Consider the following 18,083-nt stretch of genomic DNA (forward strand, 5'->3'; position numbering starts at 1 on the left):
CGGTCGACTGCCAAGCCCGGGCAATGATTCAGAGTTTCTGCCAGGTGGCGCCCGTCAACAGATTGAACTCTGTCTGGCGCCGGCCTCTCCCACCTCTAGAGACTCGCCAATCGTCCCGGAGCTGGTCATGGCCAAACCCTTGCAGGAGTACCAACGCAAGCGCGACTTCAGCGCTACCCCTGAGCCTGCGGGCAAGCGCCAGCGCGGCAAGCAGGTGCATGCCTTGCAGTACTGCATCCAGAAGCACGATGCCAGCCATCTACACTATGACTTTCGCCTGGAGCTCGATGGCACGCTGAAAAGCTGGGCCATTCCCAAGGGGCCGTCACTCGATCCGAAGGTCCGGCGCCTGGCCGTGCACGTCGAAGACCACCCGCTCGATTACGCCGATTTCGAGGGCAATATCCCCGAGGGGCACTACGGGGCGGGCGATGTGATCGTCTGGGACCGCGGCATTTGGGAGCCGGAAGGCGATCCGCATGCCAGCTACGCCAAGGGCAAGCTGCGCTTTCGCTTGCAAGGAGAAAAGCTCTCCGGCGTGTGGAACCTGTTTCGCACTCATCTGGCAGGCAAGAAAGAACAGTGGATGCTGGTCAAGTCGCATGACGGCGAGGCGCGCAGCGAAGCCGAATACAGCATCGTCGAGGCGCAACCCGATAGCGTGCTCAGTGATCGCACGCTGGTGACCCGGCGCGCCAAGGTCGCCGACCAACCGGCCAAGCGCCCCGCTGCCAGCCGCAAGCGCGCCACCTCTACAGCCAAGACAGCGTTGCCTGATCATCTGCAGCCGCAACTGGCGACCCTGGTCGACTCGCCACCCAGTGGCGATTGGCACTATGAGGTGAAATTCGACGGCTACCGGATTCTGGCCCGCATCGATGGCGATGACGTGCGCCTGTTCACCCGCAACGGCCATGACTGGAGCGCGAAGATGCCGCATCAGGTCCAGGCCCTGCGCAAGCTCAAGCTCAAGTCCGCCTGGCTGGACGGCGAAATGGTGGTCACTGGCGACAACGGCGTGGCTGATTTTCAAGCGTTGCAGAACGCCTTCGACACCGAGCGCGACGAGCAGATCAGCTATTACCTGTTCGACCTGCCGTTCTTCGATGGCCAGGACTTGCGCCAGACGCCGCTGCAGGCGCGTCGCGAACAGCTTGCCAAGCTGTTGAAGAAAGATCGCAGCGATGTACTCAATTTTTCTGCCGATTTCGATGAGCCGGTGCAGTCGTTGCTCGACAGTGCCTGCCGCCTGGGGCTTGAAGGGCTGATTGGCAAGCGCCTCGACAGTCCCTACGTCAGCCGGCGCAGCAATGACTGGATAAAGCTCAAGTGCCAACAGCGCCAGGAGTTCGTCATCGTCGGCTACACCGACCCCAAGGGCAGCCGCAGTGGCTTTGGCGCCTTGCTGCTGGCGCTGCATGACAGCGACAGCGGCGCGCTGCGCTATGCCGGCAAGGTCGGTACAGGCTTTACCGCCACCACCCTTGCCAGTATCCATGCCCGACTCAAACCCCTTGAGGTCGGCAAACCCGCCCTGGCCAAGCCACCCACAGGCGCCGAGGCGCGTGGAGTGCATTGGTTAAAGCCGACGCTGCTGGCCGAGGTCGCCTATGCCCAGATGACCCGCGACGGCGTGGTGCGCCATGCAGTGTTTCATGGCCTTCGCGACGACAAGCCGGCGCAGTCGATCGACCTGGAACGCCCGGCGAACCAAGCCGCCAAGAACAAGGAGAACACGCTTTTGAGCGACCTGCACCTGACCCACCCCGAGCGGGTCATCGACGCCACCACGGGTGTGACCAAGCGCGAGATCGCCGAGTACTACGCTGACGTCGCCAAGTGGCTCATGCCCCAGCTGAAAAACCGCCCCGTGGCGCTGGTCCGCGCCCCAGAGGGGCTGAGCGGCGAGCTGTTCTTTCAAAAAAATGCCGGCCAGCTGCACATCCCAGGCGTGCTCAGTTACGAAAAAGCCAAGGCTGGCCAGGCGGCGATGGTCCTCAATCGGCCTGACTCGTTACTGGGCGCGGTGCAGATGAACATGCTCGAACTGCACACCTGGAACGCCACCGACAAGGATTTCGACAAGCCCGATCGGTTCGTTCTGGACCTCGACCCAGACCCTGCGCTGCCGTGGAAATCCATGGTCGAGGCGACCCAGTTGACCCTGACCCTGCTCGATGAGCTGGGTTTGCAGGTGTTCCTCAAGACCAGCGGCGGCAAGGGCATGCACCTGGTCATACCACTGAGCCGGCGCGACAGCTGGGACCAGGTCAAGGACTTCAGCCACGCCATCGTCGACTACCTGGCCAAGCTGTTTCCGGATCGGCTCAGCGCGGTGTCAGGGCCGAAAAACCGCGTCGGGCGGATCTTCATCGACTACCTGCGCAACGGCAAAGGCGCCACCACCGCGTGCGCCTATTCGCTGCGCGCGCGCGAAGGGCTGCCGGTCTCGGTGCCGATCTGGCGCGAAGAGCTGCCCCAGCTCAAGGCCGCCAATCAATGGACTATCAGCAACATTCGCGAGCGTCTGGCCGAGGTCGATGACCCCTGGGCGCAGTTAGGCAAAACCCGCCAGATGATTACCGCGCGGATGCGCAAGCAGCTGGGGTTGACGTGATGGAGCAGTGGATCGACCTGCTGCAATGGCCCGCCATGCTCCTGACCGTACTGGCCGCCTGGTGCATTGGCTCGCGCCAGCCTGGGCGGCGGCGACTGGGTTTTTGCTGCTTTATCACCAGCAACGTGCTGTGGGTGCTGTGGGGCTGGCAGATCCAGGCCTGGGCGCTGATCGTGCTGCAGTTCTGTCTGGCAGCCATGAACCTGCGCGGCTGGAAGAAGAACATGAGCATGGAGTCGCAGACATGAATATCTTTACAAATCTTGCCCCGCCACGCCTGGAAGGCCTGCTGCAAGCATTCGCCGCGCGCGAGCAGCCACTGCTGCTCGAGGAGCAGCTGGCGCAGTTGATGCGGGCGTTGCAAGCCGCGCATCTGGATGTGCTGCCGTTGCCAGGTCAGGGCCAGACCCTGCAACGTTGGCAGATCCTGGCGCAAGTCGCTGGCTGCGACCTGGCACTGGCCAAGCTCTTCGAAGGGCACACCGACGCCCTGGCGATTCTGGCTGAATGCGGTGCACCGGAACTGGCAGATGATGGCATCTGGGGGGTGTACGCCGCTGAGCCGCCCGATGCTCGGGTAGAGATCGTCGACCGTGCCGGCGACCAGCTGCGTCTGCGCGGGCGCAAGGCCTGGTGCTCGGGTGCCTTGCAGATCGACCGCGCCTTGATCACTGCCTGGGACCAGGACAAGCAGCCGCAACTGGTGGCCATCGACCTGTCCGATCCGAGCCTGACCCTTGCGGCGGATCATTGGCAGGCGCTGGGCATGGCCAGCACTGCCAGCGCCGACATCCTCTTCGATGACTCGCTTGGCACAGCCGTGGGCCAACCCGGTCAGTATCTGGCCCGCCCGGGGTTCTGGCACGGCGGCGCAGGTATCGCCGCATGCTGGTATGGCGCTGCGCAGGCGCTGGCCACGTATCTGCGCGCGCATTGCGCAAAGCCGAGCCCCGAGCCGCACGCCGCGGCTCATCTTGGCGCTGTGGATGCGGCGCTCCTAGGCGCCAGCGCCGCCCTACGCCAATGTGCCGGCTGGATCGACCAGCAGCCGACGGCCGACGCCAGTTTGCAGGTACGCCGCACCCGCGCCCAAGTCGAACAGGCGGTGGACGGCGTGATCCGCCACGTCGGCCGCGCCCTTGGCGCCACCCCCTTCTGCCGCAACAGTCACTTCGCCAGGCTCAGCGCCGACCTGCCGGTCTTTCTGCGGCAAAGCCATGCCGAACGCGATCTGGCTGCCCTTGGCGTACAGCTGGCGCAGCTGCCAACAGGAGCCTGGCAACTATGAGCGAGAACCTGATCCAGTCCAGTGCTGGCACCCCGTGGGCCGACTGGCAACACTCTGCACACCTGGCCCGGGCCAGTTGGATCGCCCCCCAGCAGCTATGTCCGCCAGGCCGCCGCCTGGTGCTGGTGGCACCGCACCCGGACGATGAAATCCTCATGGCTGGAGGCTTGCTGGCCAGCTTCAAAGGCCGTGAGCAGGAGCTGGTGCTGATCTCGGTTACCGATGGCGAAGGCAGTCACCCTCATTCGACACTGTGGACCGAGCATCGCCTACGCCGCCATCGTCCGCTGGAGAGTCGCCATGCCTTGCAGCAGTTGGAACTGGACCTGAACACCCTGGACTGGCGGCGGCTGAACCTTAAAGACGGCGCCCTGCCCCGCGATGAAGCATTTTTGGTCAATCACCTGAACCAGTTGCTCAAGCCCGACGACCTGATCCTGACCACTTGGCGCAACGATGGCCATTGCGATCACGAGGCGGTGGGCCGTGCTGCCGCTCAAGCGGCGCTGGCACGCAAGGCGCAGTTGGCCGAGGTGCCAGTATGGGCCTGGCACTGGGCAACGCCAGACGACTCGCGGCTGCCTTGGCCACGGGCGCACCGTATCCAATTGGATGAGGCCGTTGTGGCCCGTAAGCGTCAGGCACTCGCCGCCCATGCCAGCCAGTTGCAGCCTGACGGCGACACGCCAGCGGTGCTGCCCCAACGCTTGCTCGATTGTCTTCTGCAACCCTTCGAATTGGTATTCCTATGAGCCTTGATGCGCAGTACTTCGCCCAGTTGTATGCCGGTAACGATGACCCCTGGGCCTTTCGTACCCGCTGGTACGAGCGGCGCAAGCGCGACCTGGTCATGGCCAGCCTGCCACGCCAATGCTACGAGCGGGTGTTCGAGCCGGCCTGCGCCAATGGCGAACTCAGCGTATTGCTGGCCGATCGCTGTGCCAGCTTGCTGTGCCAGGACCTCGACCCCACCGCAGTCAACCTTGCCCGTGAGCGGCTGGCCGGAGTGGATCATGCCCGCGTCGAACAAGGCCACTTGCCCGCAGACTGGCCGGGGGAACGCTTCGACCTGATCGTGTTGAGCGAAGTGGGTTATTACCTGGACCCTACCGATTGGCTGCAAGTCATCGAGCAATCGGTCGCCAGCCTTGATTACGACGGCGGCCTGCTGGCTTGTCATTGGCGCCATCCGATTGCCGGTTGCCCGCAGGATGGCCGCCAAGTGCATGACCTGCTAGCCAAGCATTTACCGCTGTACCCCGTGCTGCGCCATGAAGAGGCCGATTTTTTGCTCGAATACTGGTCGTGCCAGCCCAGCGTGGTTGATCTGGATGAGAGGTGCGAATGATTGCAGTGATCATACCGGCGCATAACGAAGCCCGGCGTCTGGGGCGATGCCTGAAATCGGTCAAGGCCGCCGCTCTGCTGGCCGAGCAGGCGGGCCATCGGGTCGAGGTGTTGGTCGTGCTCGATCGCTGCAGCGACGGCAGTGCCGCCGTTGCGAGGCGCCATGGGGTCGACACGCTCGCCGTCGATGCGGGTAACGTGGGCGTTGCCCGGCGTGCCGGGGCGGCGCTGATGCTTGAACGTGGCGCCTCGTGGTTGGCCTGTACAGACGCCGACAGCCGCGTGCCCAGTCATTGGCTGTTGTGGCAGCTCGCCTGTGCCGCGGATGCGGTGTGCGGCACCGTGCACATCGAGCGTTGGCAGCCCTGGCAGAAGGCGGCGTTGCGCCAGCTGTATCGCAGCCGCTATGAAGCGCGTGAGGGGCATCGGCATATCCACGGGGCGAACCTGGGCGTGTGCGCCAAGGCGTATGCGAAAGTGGGCGGGTTCGCGCCGTTGCCGGCACATGAAGATGTGCACCTGGTACGAGCGTTAGAGGCCCACGGAGCGCAGATCGTCTGGACGGCGAAGCACAGTGTCGCGACCAGTAGCCGGCGGGACAGCCGTGCCCGCGAAGGGTTCGGGGATTATCTGGCGGGGTTGGAAACTGTGAGTATTTGAGGGGCTGTGCTGGCCTCTTCGCGGGCAAGCCCGCTCCCACAGGGATCGCGGTGTTTTCAGGTCTGTGTTGTGCCTTTTGAAGACGCAAGCACAGCGCGCACTGGAAATCACCTAGATCACTGTGAAACTGTGAGTGTTGTGGGGCTGTGCTGGCCTCTTCGCGGGCAAGCCCGCTCCCACAGGGATCGCGGTGTTTTCAGGTCTGTGTTGTCCTTTTGAAGACGCAAGCACAACGCGCACTGGAATCCACCTAATCACTGTGAAACTGTGAGTGTTGAGGGGCTGTGCTGGCCTCTTCGCGGGCAAGCCCGCTCCCACAGGGATCGCGGTGTTTTCAGGTCTGCGTTTTGCCTTTTGAAGACGCAAGCACCGCGCGCACTGGAAACCACCTAATCACTGTGAAACTGTGAGTGTTGAGGGGCTGTGCTGGCCTCTTCGCGGGCAAGCCCGCTCCCACAGGGATCGCGGTGTTTTCAGGTCTGCGCTGTCCTTTTGAAGACGCAAGCACAGCGCGCACTGGAAATCACCTAGGTCCCTGTGGGAGCGGGCTTGCCCGCGAAGAGGCCGATACAGCCCCCATCAGATCAAGAAGCTTTGCGCGTGCGCTTGGCTGGTTTCTTGTCAGTTTCTTTGGCCGGTGCAGCCTTCTTCTTCGGCGCAGGCGCCCCCTTGCCACCCAGGCTGCGTTTGAGCAGCTCGGTCAAGTCGATGATATCGGCGCCTTTCGAGGCGCCCTCGCCTTCGGCTTTCTCCACCACGCTGATCTTGCCCTTGCTGGCCTTTTCTTCGACCAGGTCCATGATGGTCTGGCGGAAGGCATCGTGATACTCGTCAGGGTTCCACGGCCCGCTCATGTCCTGCACCAGCCGCTTGGCCATGTCCAGCTCACGCTTGTCGAGCTTGCTGTCGGTCACGCTCTTGTCCAGCTCCAGGGTATCGATACCGCGCACTTCCTCGGGCCAGCGCAAGGTGATCATCACCAGCGCATCCTCAAGCGGCCGCAGCAGCGCCAAGTGTTGCCGGGTGTGCAGGACCACCGTGGCCAAGGCGACCTTGCCGGTGCTTTCCAAGGTCTCGCGCAGCAAGGCATAGACCTTGCCGCCACGCCGGTCCGGGCTCAGGTAGTAAGGGGTATCGAAGTGCTGCAAGGGAATGTCACTGGCCTCGACGAACGAAAAGATATCGATGGTCTGGGTCGCTTCCGGCCGGGCGTTGCGGATTTCTTCTTCGCTGATGATCACGTAGCGGCCTTTCTCGTACTGCACGCCCTTGACGATGTTGTCCTTGTCGATTTCCTTGCCGGTGGCCTTGTTCACCCGTTTGTAGCCGACCGGGTCCATGCTGCGCTTGTCCAGCCAGTCGAAATCCACCCGCTCGGTACGCACGGCGGTGTTGAGGGTGACAGGGATGTGCACGAGGCCGAAGCTGATCGCGCCTTTCCAGATTGCCCGGGCCATGGTCGTTCAGCTCCTAGGGTTGGCAGGGTTGGCCAGACTGGCAGTAGCGCAAGGCGCCGCAACGTTCGCAGCATTGACACTGTAGCCCGGCAATTTCACCACTGAGCGTGCTGCGCCACTGGCAGCCACGCAGCAGGCAGAGGAGTTTCATTAGCCACCTCCTTGACCCGCGCTGTCGCGGGCTCTTACTTGCACTGACTGCGCGCTGGCACGAAGGTTTACTCGTATTGCCCTATGGCAGCGGATTTGCGCCGCTGGCGCAGCTACGGCCTTCGGCCAGCACCTGAGCGACCACCTGACGCAATGCCCTGGTGCTGTCCAGCCCGGCGCCACGGGCCTGTGCCAGGCACCTGAGCTGGCGATCGGCACTGGTGCCTTGCTCGAGGATGTTCAGACCATGGATGAAGGCTCGTTCGGCATCCGCGGTATCCGGTGGGTGCTGGCTGCGCAGTTGCGCCAGCCAGGCTTGGGCAGTGACCGGTTGTTGCTGATGAACGCCGAGGAACTGGCCGTGGCGGCCGTAGCGCAGCGCCCGCCAGTAGTTTTCCTGGGTGATCCAGTGCTGCTCACGGCTGAGCGGCAAGGGGCTGTAGTGCGCCATGGCGCACTGCTCGACCAGGTGACGAAATACTGCAGCGATGGCCAGTGCGTCGTCCAACTGCGGGCAGGCATCGCAGATGCGCAGCTCGACCGTGGGATAGCGCTGCGACGGCCGTATCGCCCACCAGAACGCGCCGTCCTTGGCCAGGGCACCGGTGCGCTGGTGCAAGGCGCGGTAGCGCTGGTAGGCCGCCCAGTCGGCCAAGGGCTCGGGCAGGCCCATGTGCGGCCACTCGCCACAGATCACCCGCCGATAACTCATGTAGCCGGTGTTCTGCCCGCTCCACAACGGCGACGAGGTGCTCATGACCAGCAGCAACGGCAACCAATACAGCACGCGGTTGATCAACTGCATGCGATCGCAGCCGGGCGGCACGCCGACATGCACGTGCAGGCCAGACAACAGACTGCGCTTGGCTACCTGTTGATAATCGTCGAACAACTGCTGGAAGTGCGCCGAGCTCCGCGGTCGTTGACGCCGCCAATGGGCGCTGGGGTGGCTGGCAGCGCAGTAGAGGCCAGCGCCCTCCTCGGCCAGTGCTTGGTTCAGGCGTTGCCGGTATTCAACAAAAAAGCCGCGTGCCTGGTGCAGGTTGGCAAACACCGGTGAGGCGATTTCGATCTGGCAGCGAAACATTTCTTCGGCAAAGTAGCTGCCGGCGACCTCCCGGCAGCGCCTGGCTATCGCTGGCGAGGGTGAACCCAGCACACGACCGCTGGCGAGGTCCACCAACAGGTATTCCTCCTCGATGCCAAAGGTACATGGCCGGTACATGGCCCGTCAGCCAATGCGGGTAACGCGCAAGGCAACCGCGGCGATGCGCTCGACCTGCTCATAGCCACGCTCAAGCAGTTGCTCGCCAAATACATCCGGATCCAGTTCTTGATACAGCCAACTCCAGCGCGGCCCCGCCAGGCGTTGGCGGGCGGCTTGCAGCAGGGCATCGCGCCCTTCGACGATGGCAACGCCAGTGTACAGTAGCAACGTCCCGCCAAGGCTCAGCCGTTGGCAGGCTTGCTCGATAATCCGCATCGACAGCTCAGCGCCGAGCGCAGCGCCACCATGACGATATTGGCGCTGCTGGGTATCGAGCATGTACGGCGGGTTGGCGACGATCAAGTCGAAGCTGCCCGTCAGCCCTTGTAGCAGGTCGCTTGGCTCGACGGACACGTTGCTGAGCCCGGCCAACGCGGCATTGATCGCGGTGTAGCGCAGCGCCAGCGGGTTGATGTCGACCGCACTGACTTGGGCATGGGGCGCGGCCTGGGCAATCAACAGCGCACCAATACCCGCGCCGCAGCCGATATCTACGGCGTGCTGGACCGGCTCGGGGCTGCGTTGTAGATGATCGCCAATGACCTGGGCGAAGCGGTAGCTGTCCGGGCCGAAAAACACCGAATCACTGGCCTCGGTGGGATAGGCCGAGTGCACCAGCAGCAGCTCGTCCAAGTTCGACCAGCGGACCTTGCTGCGCAACAGCTCAGCCTGTTGCTCGACAACCTGCGCAGTGTGTAGCAGTGCCAGTTCATCGGCAGACATCAGCGAGGGAGCAAACGGTCGGCTCCAGCCAAACACATCGCGCACATTGTGCGCCTGCTCGGCGCCGGGGCGAGCGTTGTTGCGCGCATGGGTGGCGGGCGTGACGCAGGTAAAGCGGTAGCCATCGGCGCGCAAGCGTTGGCCCAGCTGGAGCAGGGCTTGATCAGCGTGGATTTGCGCCTGGGACAGTTGCATCAGTGCGCGCCCTCCTGGGTAAGCCCGGTTGCGCGGATATAAGCCTGGGTGGCCAGCAGGCCTTCTGGCAATGCGTGGCGGTTGCCAGCCATCCGCTCGATCAGCACTTCAATAGCCTCGGGTGCAGGGTCGGCCACCAAGGGTTGCACGGATGATTCAGTTTCCCAGCTGCCGGGTATCAGCCGGCGTGGTCTGGGCCCTTGCCAGTCACCGGCGATCCAGTCGTACCAGAGCTGCTTTTCGTACGCGCTGAAGACCCCGAACATGGCGGCCGAGGGGCCTTCAATCAAACCCCAGAAGCGGCTCTGATCCGGCGCTTGATTGCGCTTGATCCAGCCTTGCGCTTGCATCGCTTGGACGAACTCAGCGATCGCCTCTGGACCTGCCAACCACTGGTTGACCGTACGGCCTTGCAGCTTGCAATGGTCAGAGTGCATGAACTGGCCAAATCCACGTTTGCGCTCCAGCGCTGCGAACAGCTCGCCCTGTAGGTCAAAACGGGCTATCAACTCGGCGGCCGGAACGCCTAGGTCATTCAAGCGATAGCCGTGTCGCACGCGTTGGTAGAACGCCTGCGTGTCGGATTGCGGACACAGTTGCAGCAGGGCCTGGATCGAGCGCTGGGCATGGCCGCTGGCGGCATTGTCGATGGTGACGTGGAGCTGAAAATAGTGCCCGTCGATACCCAGTTCAGCCAGCTCATAGGTGGTGATCAACAGGTGCAGCGGCGGTTGTTCGTAGCCCAGGTTGTAGCCGATCACTTCAGCCAGGAACTGCTCGGTGTTCTGCCCCAAGGCCAATTGCACAGCGCCTTGTAAATAGCAGGCGTCGTCCAGCGCAATCGACTCAAGGCAACCCAGGCGACTGAGCAGGCGCTGGTAGATCAACACATGGTTACAGCGCGAATCGCCGTCGCCCAGCTCTTCCAGATAAGTGCGGATCAGGCCGTGGTAGCGTGGGTCGCGCCACTGGTGCAAGGTGCCGTGCAACCAGGCGCCATCGACCGCCTTGGTCGGAGCGACGTGCTGCAAGTACCACAGCGCCTGCGCCCGGTTGGCGAAATATCGCCGGGGTTCGCCCTGGCGGCGCTGTTGGAGATAGGTTGCGTAGTCACGCGCGACCCGAGCAGCGGCGTGTGCGCTCCACTGCGCCAGTTGCTGCGGATCATCAGGCAGGTCATCAGGCAATTGCGCGGCCCGTTGCAACTGTCCGGCGAGCCACTGCGCGCCGTTTTCGCCTTGCAGCAAGGCGAGGTAGCGCTGTTGTACGTTGCTGCTCTGGGCCGGTACCAGCAGGCCAGTCTTGCGGGTCATCACCGTCATGCCTGACTCCTTGCCCAACTACGGACGTTTGGTGTCTTGGGGGATCGGCTCAGGGCCGGGGGTTGGCTGCGGTGCAGGTTGATCGGGTTTTTGCATTTGCAGTGAAGGCTTGCTTTGGTCGGCGTCTTCGGCCGGATGATCTGTGTCTCGGTCAAAGCAACCGCCAAGCAGCGCAAGGCTGCTCAACAGGCAAACGGTAGATACTAGGCGCATGGGCTGTCCTCCTGCGAAGAAAAACGCAGTGCCGCGCAAACGGCACTGCGTGCTTCATTTACGAGCGGCCACCTTTGCGGCCCGACTCGCTGCGGTCGGTAGTGGTGCTCGATTGCTGGCCGCCTTTACGGCCGGCTTCGGAAGCTTTCTGCCGGTCATTGGCGAAATTGCCAGGGTTCTTGGTACCGCCCTGACTGCCCGACTTGCCACTTTCTTTGTTAGCCATGGTCATGAACCTCATGAGGCTTAGGAAAATGCACAGCGCTGCGCCGTACATAGTGTGGGAGTACGGCGATAAGCGTGGATTCGCTTTATTTCCTTAGCGGCCTGACCGGCGGCATTAAATAAGCGCCAGGCGCTTATTTGGTGCGCAAGGCTTGCGCGCTACCAGGTCAGCACTGCGCCCACGGCGAAGGTGTCAGTGTCCTCGTTCTGCGCATCGCCTTCATGGCCATCGATCTCGAACTGATTGTACTCGGCGACCAATGTGAGGTTGTCATTGATATCGTGGAACAAGGCAATACCGCGGGTTTGATAGTCGGCCCCGGTATTGACCGCGCCATTGCCATCATCCTCGGTCTTGCCATACGACAGCGCCAGACGGTTCTTGCCCAAGCGATACGAGCCCTGCAGCAGGTAGCCCTTGCTGTCGACCTCGCGCAGGGTCGCCTCGCCGGCGTTGTTGGTGAAAAACGGGTTGATGCCTTTGGCAGTGAAACCTGAGCCGGTCAGGGAAAACGCCCCCATTTTGGCCTGCACGCCATAGCCCAGGCCCTTGGAGGTCACCGACTCGACCGTGCTGTCGGTGTTGTCGGAGGTCTGGTAGCTGCCGTTGAGCCAGCTGTAGATCTGCGCCCCGGCCAGGTCGAACTGGTAGGTGATCTCGCTCTCGGTGCGCGGGTTTTCCTGGTAGGCCTTGCCCACCGCGCTGTCATCGTTGGTATCGACCGGGTCCATGATGCCCACAGCGATGCGCAGGCCGTCCATTTGCGGGCTGCGGTAGGTGATCTGCGAGGTCGGGAACGGGTAGGTAACCGCTGCCGATGTTGCCGAACGAGACCCCGCCGCCGTCTACCAGGCCCAGGGTGTCGCTGACCTGACCGTAACCGGCGAGCAGTTCATCGAGGAGGATGTTGGAACGGGCGAACAGGCCGAAATCCTTGCCGATCAGCACTTCGCCCCATTCGGGGTTGGCCACGGTGCCGTAGAACTGGCGCACATCGATGGCGGTGTCGGTGCCGTTGGTCTCGCTGTCGTTGATGGTGACCCAGAACGAGGAGCGCCCGCCGAGCTTGAGGTCGTCGATCTGGCGGGTCATGTTGAAGCCCAGGGTGTTGGGCAAAAAGCCCATTTTCACCCGCGATTGGCGGCGGTCGTACTGCTCGCCAGCCCGGTCGATATCGCTGTTGACGTAGAAGGCGTTGATGTAGCCGTCGGTGGAAAAGGTGGTCTGGTCCTTGTCATAGAGCATGATCTCGGCGCTGGCCATTGGGCTCAGGGCCAGGCTGGCAAGGCCGCCAAGCAGCGGCAGGATAAGGCGTTGGGCATTGTTATTGTTGTGCATGGCGCGCTCCGCAATCGGTAGGGACGAGTGTCGGGCCGATTATCGAAAGCGCGTGCGCCCTGCCCTACGCTGCCTTGGCAGCGATTGGCCAGTGCCTTGGCCGGGCGCGAGTGGATGGCGCACAGCGAACTAATCCCTTGTCCGCCCGTGTCACCCGGCTAAAGTGGCAAGACCCAGTCCGGAAGGCGCGCCTTTAAGGTAAAAATGCAGGCAGGCCCTGCATAATTGTCGATTGTGCAAGGCAAATTCGCATGACAGGATCCCCTGATCCTCCAGCGCACTCCAGACTTCACTTGGAAAATCAATAACAAAGCAGGGAGAACGCGATGACCGCGCATGCTCACATTTCGGCAACGGATCATGTCTTGGCCGAAGTCCGCAATCAGATTGGCCACCTCACCCTCAACCGCCCCGCCGGCCTCAATGCCCTGACCCTGGATATGGTGCGCAGCCTGCAGCAGCACTTGGACGCCTGGGCCGATGACAGCCAGGTGCAGGCCATTGTCCTGCGTGGAGAAGGCCCCAAGGGCTTTTGCGCCGGCGGCGATATCCGCTCGCTGTATGACAGCTTCAAGGCCGGTAGCACGCTGCATGAACAGTTCTTCGTCGAGGAGTACGCCCTCGATAAGTGCATCCACCGCTACCGCAAGCCGGTTCTGGTGCTGATGGACGGCTACACCTTGGGTGGCGGCATGGGCCTGGCCCAGGGCGCCGACCTGCGGGTGGTCACCGAGCGCAGCCGTTTAGGCATGCCGGAGACCGCCATCGGTTACTTCCCGGATGTCGGCGGCAGCTATTTCCTGTCGCGCATCCCCGGCGAGCTGGGCACTTATCTGGGCGTCAGTGGCGCGCAGATCCAGGCCGCCGATGCCTTGTATTGCGGTCTGGCCGACTGGTACCTGGCCAGCGATAAGCTATCGGCCCTGGATCAAGCACTGGAGCGCATCAGCTTCGGCGAGCATCCACTGAAAGATCTCCAGGGCCTGCTGGCCAAGCTCGGCACCCAGGTCCTCGATGACGCGCCGCTGGCCAGGCTGCGCCCAGTGATCGATCACTTCTTCGCCCAGCCCGACCTGGCCAGCATCATCGAGCAACTGCGAGCGGTGACCATTGGCGACAGCCATCAATGGGCACTGGCCACCGCCGACCAGCTGGAAAGCCGCTCGCCGCTGGCAATGGCGGTTACCCTGCAGATGTTGCGCCGTGGCCGCCATCTGGGGCTGGAAGACTGCTTTGCCATGGAGCTGCACCTGGATCGCCAGTGGTTCGAATACGGCGACCTCATCGAGGGTGTACGCGCGCTGATTATCGACAAGGACAAGCAGCCCCGCTGGAACCCACCGAGCCTAAAGCAGCTGCAACAGGCCCGAGTCGACCAATTCTTCGAAGGCCTGTAAGGCTGGGAGTACGCAGATGCAAGACCTGGAACTGAGCGAAGAGCAAATCATGATCCGCGATATGGCCCGGGACTTTGCCCGTGGCGAGATCGCCCCGCATGCCCAAGCCTGGGAAAAAGCCGCCTGGATCGATGATGGCGTAGTGCGCAAGATGGGCGAGTTAGGCCTGTTGGGCATGGTCGTTCCGGAAGACTTTGGCGGCAGCTACACCGACTACGTCGCCTACGCCCTGGCGGTTGAAGAGATTGCCGCCGGTGACGGCGCCACGGGCGCCTTGATGAGCATCCACAACTCGGTCGGCTGCGGGCCGCTGCTCGCCTACGGCACGCCTGAACAGCAACAGACCTGGCTGCCACGCCTGGCCAGTGGCGAAGTCATTGGTTGCTTCTGCCTGACCGAACCCCAGGCGGGTTCCGAGGCGCACAACCTGCGCACCCGCGCCGAGCTGGTGGATGGCCAGTGGGTGATCAACGGCGCCAAGCAGTTTGTCAGCAATGCCCGCCGCGCCGGGTTGGCGATTGTGTTCGCGGTAACGGACCCGGAGCTTGGCAAGAAGGGCCTGTCAGCCTTCCTGGTGCCCACCGACAACCCTGGCTTCAAGGTTGATCGCAGCGAGCACAAGATGGGCATTCGCGCCTCCGACACCTGCGCGGTGACGTTGGACAACTGCCGCATTGCCGCCGCCAACCTGCTCGGCGAGCGCGGCAAGGGGCTGGCGATTGCCCTGTCCAACCTGGAAGGCGGGCGCATCGGCATCGCTGCGCAAGCATTGGGTATTGCCCGCGCCGCCTTTGAAGCAGCGCTGGTCTACTCACGTGATCGCATCCAGTTCGGCAAGCCGATCAATGAGCACCAGAGCATTGCCAACCTCTTGGCGGACATGCAGGTGCAGATCAATGCCACGCGCCTGTTGATCCTGCATGCAGCGCGCCTGCGCAGTGCCGGCAAGCCGTGCTTGTCGGAGGCCTCGCAGGCCAAGCTGTTCGCCTCGGAGATGGCTGAACGGGTGTGCTCGATGGCGATTCAGGTGCATGGTGGCTATGGCTATCTGGAGGACTACCCGGTGGAGCGCTATTACCGGGATGCGCGGATTACCCAGATTTATGAAGGGTCAAGCGAGATTCAACGGATGCTGATTGCGCGGGAACTGAAGAACTATCCGTTGTAGGCGCAACACCTGCCGGCCTCATTGCGGGGCCGGCCCGCGCCTACCCGCTGTGGGAGCGGGCTTGTCCCGCGATGAGGCCGGCCCTGATGCGATCATTCCGTCACATGCACACTGTCCAGGTAGGTACGCACCGCCCACAATGCCTCCTGGCTGAGAAAATCCGCCATCTTGGGCATATACACCCGCCCATCGCGCACCGCGCCATTGCGCACGCGCTCGACAAACCATTCATCTCCCGCCGCGCCTTCATCGAGCATGCGCAAGTCCGGGGCAATCCCGCCCGACTTGGCCTCCAGGCCGTGGCATGCCGCGCAGTTCTGGTTATACGCCGACGCACCAATGGACACCGCCTTGTCGTGATCCTTGCTGTCGCGATACGGGTTCTCGGCGCGCCATTCGCTGCCAAGCGGCTCCAGCCCTTCGGTATTGACGGCCGTTGGGGTGACGTTGCCATGGGCGCTGGCAGCGCCGGCAGCGCACAGGCCAAGCATCAGCAGGGTGGATTTGCAGGCGTTTTTCACGATTGTCATTGTTCTGGCCTCGACTTCAGAGAGTGCACGCGCCACCTCTGAGAGCGAGGCGGTTGGAGCATCCTAGAAAGCGGCCAGGGCGGCCCCCATGCTGCTTTGGTGGCCGCGCCCTCCTCCCTTGGTCGTAGCCCGTGCGGGGCAATGCCAAATCATGCCCGCCCTGGGAAGTTTTCCCGTAATGGCCGGGAAGATTTCCGTATCTCGCCGAGCGGTGGCGTTCCAGGCTATGCAGGCCACAACCTCACTGGGAACTCCACCATGACAACAAGAACGTTACCCGCCATGCTTTCGCCCATTTCTGCTGCCCTGCTGCTGGCGAGCCTGGCCATTGGCGGTACCGCCCAGGCCAAGCCGGTCACCTGGGAAGACATCGCCGACGACCACAAGACCACCAACAACGTGCTGCAGTACGGCATGGGGACCAACGCCCAGCGCTGGAGCCCACTGGCGCAGGTCAACGACCACAACGTGTTCAAGCTCACGCCAGCCTGGTCGTTCTCCTTTGGCGACGAGAAGCAGCGCGGCCAGGAGTCCCAGGCCATCGTCAACGACGGGGTGATCTACGTCACCGGCTCCTACTCGCGGGTATTTGCCCTCGACGCCAAGACCGGCAAGCGCCTGTGGACCTACAACCACCGCCTGCCAGACAACATTCGCCCCTGCTGTGACGTGGTCAACCGCGGCGCGGCCATCTATGGCGACAAGATCTATTTCGGCACCCTCGATGCGCGTCTGGTGGCGCTGAACAAGGACACCGGCAAGGTGGTGTGGAACAAGAAGTTCGGCGACCACAGCGCCGGCTACACCATGACCGGCGCCCCGACCATCGTCAAAGACCAGAAGAGCGGCAAGGTGCTGTTGATCCATGGCAGTTCCGGCGATGAGTTCGGTGTAGTCGGCCAGCTGTATGCGCGTGACCCGGACACCGGTGAAGAGGTATGGATGCGGCCCTTCGTCGAAGGCCACATGGGCCGCCTCAATGGTAAGGACAGCACCCCCACCGGCGACGTCAAGGCGCCGTCCTGGCCCGACGATCCGAGCACCGAGACTGGCAAGGTCGAGGCTTGGAGCCATGGTGGCGGCGCGCCTTGGCAGAGCGCCAGTTTCGATGCCGAAACCAATACCATCATCGTCGGCGCCGGTAACCCCGGGCCTTGGAACACCTGGGCGCGCACTTCCAAGGACGGCAACCCGCACGACTACGACAGCCTTTACACCTCAGGCCAGGTCGGCGTCGATCCCACCACCGGTGAGGTCAAGTGGTTCTACCAGCACACCCCCAACGATGCCTGGGACTTCTCCGGCAACAACGAGCTGGTGCTGTTCGACTACAAGGACAAGGACGGCAAGCAGTTCAAGGCCACTGCCCACGCCGACCGCAACGGCTTTTTCTATGTGGTCGACCGCAGCAACGGCAAGCTGAAAAACGCCTTCCCGTTCGCCGACAACATCACCTGGGCCAGTCATATCGACCTGAAAACCGGCCGCCCGGTAGAAAACGAAGGTCAGCGCCCGGCCAAGCCGGAGCCTGGGCAGACCAAGGGCAAGCCCGTGGAAGTGTCGCCGCCGTTCCTCGGCGGCAAGAACTGGAACCCCATGGCGTACAGCCAGGACACCGGCCTGTTCTATGTACCGTCCAACCAGTGGAAAGAAGAGTATTGGACCGAAGAGGTCAACTATAAGAAGGGCTCGGCGTACTTGGGCATGGGCTTTCGGATCAAGCGCATGTACGAGGACCATGTAGGCTCGCTGCGTGCCATGGACCCTACCACCGGCAAGATGGTCTGGGAGCACAAGGAGCGCTTGCCGCTGTGGGCCGGGGTGCTGGCAACCAAGGGCAACCTGGTGTTCACCGGCACCGGTGACGGCTACTTCAAGGCCTTCAACGCCAAGACTGGCGATGAGCTGTGGAAATTCCAGACCGGCAGCGGCATCGTCTCCCCGCCTATCACTTGGGAGCAGGATGGTGAGCAGTACATCGGTGTGACCGTAGGCTACGGCGGCGCGGTGCCGCTGTGGGGTGGCGACATGGCCGAGCTGACCAAGCCCGTGGCGCAGGGCGGATCGTTCTGGGTGTTCAAGATCCCTGCGTGGGACACCAAGACCGCTCGGCGCTGACCTAGATCGCCCATTTCCATCTCCCCTGCAGGAGCGGCGCACCGCCGCTCCTGCACATTTGTAAGCC

16 protein-coding genes and 1 pseudogene are annotated in these 18,083 nt (G+C 62.9%); 9 read left to right on the top strand and 8 right to left on the bottom strand.

Features of this window, described 5'->3' with window-relative positions:
- Positions 1–127: 127 nt before the first annotated feature.
- From ligD to ACI2JX_RS16210, 6 genes are read left to right on the top strand one after another with little or no spacing between them, the layout of a single operon-like run.
- Positions 128–2,617: a DNA ligase D gene (ligD, locus tag ACI2JX_RS16185; protein WP_404690483.1), complete on the top strand. Its 2,490-nt coding sequence runs from the start codon at positions 128–130 to the stop codon at positions 2,615–2,617.
- Positions 2,617–2,865, top strand: a complete 249-nt coding sequence (locus ACI2JX_RS16190) for a hypothetical protein (protein WP_264232835.1) — start codon at positions 2,617–2,619, stop codon at positions 2,863–2,865. The genes ligD and ACI2JX_RS16190 overlap by 1 nt, the downstream gene beginning before the upstream one ends.
- Complete coding sequence (locus ACI2JX_RS16195; RefSeq protein ID WP_404690484.1) at positions 2,862–3,905, top strand: acyl-CoA dehydrogenase; 1,044 nt, start codon at positions 2,862–2,864, stop codon at positions 3,903–3,905. Before ACI2JX_RS16190 ends, ACI2JX_RS16195 begins: the two co-directional genes overlap by 4 nt.
- Positions 3,902–4,657 (top strand): PIG-L deacetylase family protein, encoded by a 756-nt coding sequence (locus tag ACI2JX_RS16200; RefSeq protein WP_264232832.1) that lies wholly within the window; start codon positions 3,902–3,904, stop codon positions 4,655–4,657. Before ACI2JX_RS16195 ends, ACI2JX_RS16200 begins: the two co-directional genes overlap by 4 nt.
- Positions 4,654–5,253, top strand: coding sequence for a bifunctional 2-polyprenyl-6-hydroxyphenol methylase/3-demethylubiquinol 3-O-methyltransferase UbiG (locus ACI2JX_RS16205; protein WP_264232830.1), 600 nt, complete (start codon positions 4,654–4,656; stop codon positions 5,251–5,253). Before ACI2JX_RS16200 ends, ACI2JX_RS16205 begins: the two co-directional genes overlap by 4 nt.
- Positions 5,250–5,912 carry a glycosyltransferase gene (locus ACI2JX_RS16210; protein ID WP_404690485.1) on the top strand — a complete coding sequence of 221 codons (663 nt, stop codon included), beginning with the start codon at positions 5,250–5,252 and terminating at the stop codon, positions 5,910–5,912. Before ACI2JX_RS16205 ends, ACI2JX_RS16210 begins: the two co-directional genes overlap by 4 nt.
- Before the next feature lie 584 nt (positions 5,913–6,496).
- Here the strand turns inward: ACI2JX_RS16210 and ACI2JX_RS16215 are convergent.
- The 7 genes and pseudogenes from ACI2JX_RS16215 to ACI2JX_RS16245 form a co-directional block, all read right to left on the bottom strand.
- The gene (locus tag ACI2JX_RS16215; protein WP_404690486.1) at positions 6,497–7,369 is read right to left on the bottom strand and encodes a Ku protein; all 873 of its coding nucleotides are present in this window, start codon (positions 7,367–7,369) and stop codon (positions 6,497–6,499) included.
- Positions 7,370–7,382: 13 nt separating this feature from the next.
- Entirely contained in the window at positions 7,383–7,520 is a 138-nt protein-coding gene (locus ACI2JX_RS16220; protein ID WP_264232825.1) for a PSPA7_2676 family Cys-rich small protein, read from the bottom strand.
- Between the two features lie 81 nt (positions 7,521–7,601).
- Positions 7,602–8,744, bottom strand: a complete 1,143-nt coding sequence (locus ACI2JX_RS16225; RefSeq protein ID WP_264232824.1) for a carboxylate-amine ligase — start codon at positions 8,742–8,744, stop codon at positions 7,602–7,604.
- A 6-nt stretch (positions 8,745–8,750) separates the two neighbouring features.
- Positions 8,751–9,704 (bottom strand): class I SAM-dependent methyltransferase, encoded by a 954-nt coding sequence (locus tag ACI2JX_RS16230; protein WP_264232822.1) that lies wholly within the window; start codon positions 9,702–9,704, stop codon positions 8,751–8,753.
- A complete protein-coding gene (locus ACI2JX_RS16235; RefSeq protein WP_404690487.1) occupies positions 9,704–11,026 on the bottom strand; it encodes an iron-containing redox enzyme family protein in 1,323 nt (440 codons plus the stop codon). The genes ACI2JX_RS16230 and ACI2JX_RS16235 overlap by 1 nt, the downstream gene beginning before the upstream one ends.
- A 271-nt stretch (positions 11,027–11,297) precedes the next feature.
- Entirely contained in the window at positions 11,298–11,465 is a 168-nt protein-coding gene (locus ACI2JX_RS16240) for a general stress protein (protein WP_264232819.1), read from the bottom strand.
- A 158-nt stretch (positions 11,466–11,623) separates the two neighbouring features.
- Positions 11,624–12,803: pseudogene (locus ACI2JX_RS16245) on the bottom strand (porin).
- 326 nt (positions 12,804–13,129) lie between these two features.
- Between ACI2JX_RS16245 and ACI2JX_RS16250 the strand changes: the two are divergent.
- Both ACI2JX_RS16250 and ACI2JX_RS16255 read left to right on the top strand, forming a co-directional pair.
- Positions 13,130–14,200, top strand: a complete 1,071-nt coding sequence (locus ACI2JX_RS16250) for an enoyl-CoA hydratase/isomerase family protein (protein WP_368973355.1) — start codon at positions 13,130–13,132, stop codon at positions 14,198–14,200.
- A gap of 16 nt (positions 14,201–14,216) precedes the next feature.
- Positions 14,217–15,368, top strand: a complete 1,152-nt coding sequence (locus ACI2JX_RS16255; RefSeq protein ID WP_264232815.1) for an acyl-CoA dehydrogenase family protein — start codon at positions 14,217–14,219, stop codon at positions 15,366–15,368.
- Between the two features lie 92 nt (positions 15,369–15,460).
- Here the strand turns inward: ACI2JX_RS16255 and pedF are convergent, their stop codons facing one another.
- Positions 15,461–15,859, bottom strand: a complete 399-nt coding sequence (gene pedF, locus ACI2JX_RS16260; protein WP_372353281.1) for a cytochrome c-550 PedF — start codon at positions 15,857–15,859, stop codon at positions 15,461–15,463.
- 297 nt (positions 15,860–16,156) lie between these two features.
- Here pedF and exaA point away from each other — a divergent pair, with 297 nt between their 5' ends.
- Positions 16,157–18,016 (top strand): quinoprotein ethanol dehydrogenase, encoded by a 1,860-nt coding sequence (gene exaA, locus ACI2JX_RS16265; protein WP_404690488.1) that lies wholly within the window; start codon positions 16,157–16,159, stop codon positions 18,014–18,016.
- Positions 18,017–18,083: the final 67 nt, after the last annotated feature.

The organism is Pseudomonas sp. NPDC088890, from assembly GCF_044900155.1.
Lineage (GTDB): Bacteria > Pseudomonadota > Gammaproteobacteria > Pseudomonadales > Pseudomonadaceae > Aquipseudomonas > Aquipseudomonas urmiensis.

Bases quoted from the DNA above. Each gene is read 5' to 3' on its own strand.
- ligD (WP_404690483.1), top strand. From the start codon at position 128: ATGGCCAAACCCTTGCAGGAGTACCAACGCAAGCGCGACTTCAGCGCT.
- ACI2JX_RS16190 (WP_264232835.1), top strand. From the start codon at position 2,617: ATGGAGCAGTGGATCGACCTGCTGCAATGGCCCGCCATGCTCCTGACC.
- ACI2JX_RS16195 (WP_404690484.1), top strand. From the start codon at position 2,862: ATGAATATCTTTACAAATCTTGCCCCGCCACGCCTGGAAGGCCTGCTG.
- ACI2JX_RS16200 (WP_264232832.1), top strand. From the start codon at position 3,902: ATGAGCGAGAACCTGATCCAGTCCAGTGCTGGCACCCCGTGGGCCGAC.
- ACI2JX_RS16205 (WP_264232830.1), top strand. From the start codon at position 4,654: ATGAGCCTTGATGCGCAGTACTTCGCCCAGTTGTATGCCGGTAACGAT.
- ACI2JX_RS16210 (WP_404690485.1), top strand. From the start codon at position 5,250: ATGATTGCAGTGATCATACCGGCGCATAACGAAGCCCGGCGTCTGGGG.
- ACI2JX_RS16215 (WP_404690486.1), bottom strand. From the start codon at position 7,369: ATGGCCCGGGCAATCTGGAAAGGCGCGATCAGCTTCGGCCTCGTGCAC.
- ACI2JX_RS16220 (WP_264232825.1), bottom strand. From the start codon at position 7,520: ATGAAACTCCTCTGCCTGCTGCGTGGCTGCCAGTGGCGCAGCACGCTC.
- ACI2JX_RS16225 (WP_264232824.1), bottom strand. From the start codon at position 8,744: ATGTACCGGCCATGTACCTTTGGCATCGAGGAGGAATACCTGTTGGTG.
- ACI2JX_RS16230 (WP_264232822.1), bottom strand. From the start codon at position 9,704: ATGCAACTGTCCCAGGCGCAAATCCACGCTGATCAAGCCCTGCTCCAG.
- ACI2JX_RS16235 (WP_404690487.1), bottom strand. From the start codon at position 11,026: ATGACGGTGATGACCCGCAAGACTGGCCTGCTGGTACCGGCCCAGAGC.
- ACI2JX_RS16240 (WP_264232819.1), bottom strand. From the start codon at position 11,465: ATGGCTAACAAAGAAAGTGGCAAGTCGGGCAGTCAGGGCGGTACCAAG.
- ACI2JX_RS16250 (WP_368973355.1), top strand. From the start codon at position 13,130: ATGACCGCGCATGCTCACATTTCGGCAACGGATCATGTCTTGGCCGAA.
- ACI2JX_RS16255 (WP_264232815.1), top strand. From the start codon at position 14,217: ATGCAAGACCTGGAACTGAGCGAAGAGCAAATCATGATCCGCGATATG.
- pedF (WP_372353281.1), bottom strand. From the start codon at position 15,859: ATGCTTGGCCTGTGCGCTGCCGGCGCTGCCAGCGCCCATGGCAACGTC.
- exaA (WP_404690488.1), top strand. From the start codon at position 16,157: ATGACAACAAGAACGTTACCCGCCATGCTTTCGCCCATTTCTGCTGCC.